The sequence below is a fragment of the Microcoleus asticus IPMA8 genome (assembly GCF_013179805.1).
In the GTDB taxonomy this organism is placed as follows: Bacteria; Cyanobacteriota; Cyanobacteriia; order Cyanobacteriales; family Microcoleaceae; genus Microcoleus; species Microcoleus asticus.
Genome location: NZ_SRRZ01000314.1, coordinates 1 through 1047 on the forward strand (window position 1 = coordinate 1; position 1047 = coordinate 1047).

The window sequence follows — 1047 nt, forward strand, 5'->3', positions numbered from 1 at the left end:
TTCCTTGATGAATCGAATGCGAGGTGCTATACCAGAGAGCACTGAATCCGAATATTTATTATTTTCTTCTGCTTAGAGTGATGGAAGAGCGGTATGTGCTGGATGCTGATATTACCAAATGCTTTGACCGCATTAACCATCAGGCACTTCTCTCTAAACTGCATACATTCCCGACTCTAAACCGCCTCATAAAATTGTGGCTTAAATCGGGGGTGATGGACGCAAACAAGTTGTTCCCTACCGATGAAGGAACCCCTCAAGGGGGAGTTATCTCACCCTTATTAGCAAACATAGCCCTTCACGGCTTGGAAGATAGACTCAAGCAATTTGCGTCAAGTCTCCCAGGAAGAAAAAAGGAGAACATCAGCGCCCTGACGATAGTGAGATACGCCGATGACTTTGTGGTATTACACCCAAGTCTTCACGTCATCACTCAGAGCAAACAGATAGTAGCATAATGGTTAAATGGGATGGGGTTAGAAATGAGTGAAAAGAAAACTCGAATAACTCACACCTTGATGCAAGTGGAAAACCAACAACCAGGATTTAACTTCCTGGGTTTCAATATCACAATAGTCCGGACAGTTTTTATATGGCCCAATGGCTTATTCTGTAGGACTTTGAGCCACTGTGGATAATTAAATCAATGTCAGCTCCACCCCGCTCGTTGCATTTAATTGGACTTTATTTATGATCCTTGCGCTGTAAAGCTTGTAGTCTCGTTCCAAAAACTGTCCGGATTATTGAATATCAGACAATATCCAGTTGGTCAAACATATACAGGAAGAGTCCAGGGGAAATTATTGGGGTTCAAAACACTCATCAAGCCCAGCGAAAAGAAAATTCAACTCCATGTACGGGAAATCGGAGAAATAATATCCGCCCACAACACGGCAAAACAGGAAGCACTAATTGCCCACCTGAATCCTGTAATTGTGGGATGGAGTAATGAGTAATGGCGTTGCTGAGTTAGAGTATGAATAGGAGGAATAATTTATGCAATGCCCAGAATGTAAATCAACCCATATCCGTAAAAACGGCAAGAAG

Annotated in this window: 2 protein-coding genes; both read left to right on the forward strand. The window is 42.5% G+C overall.

Translation table 11 applies throughout. The annotated features are described in order from the left end of the window. Positions 1 to 80: 80 nt before the first annotated feature. A complete protein-coding gene (locus tag E5S67_RS32095; protein WP_339382833.1) occupies positions 81 to 458 on the forward strand; it encodes a reverse transcriptase/maturase family protein in 378 nt (125 codons plus the stop codon). A 285-nt stretch (positions 459 to 743) separates the two neighbouring features. Beyond that, positions 744 to 956, forward strand: a complete 213-nt coding sequence (locus E5S67_RS32100; RefSeq protein WP_246277108.1) for a group II intron maturase-specific domain-containing protein — start codon at positions 744 to 746, stop codon at positions 954 to 956. Positions 957 to 1047: the final 91 nt, after the last annotated feature.

Bases quoted from the DNA above. Each gene is read 5' to 3' on its own strand.
- E5S67_RS32095 (WP_339382833.1), top strand. From the start codon at position 81: ATGGAAGAGCGGTATGTGCTGGATGCTGATATTACCAAATGCTTTGAC.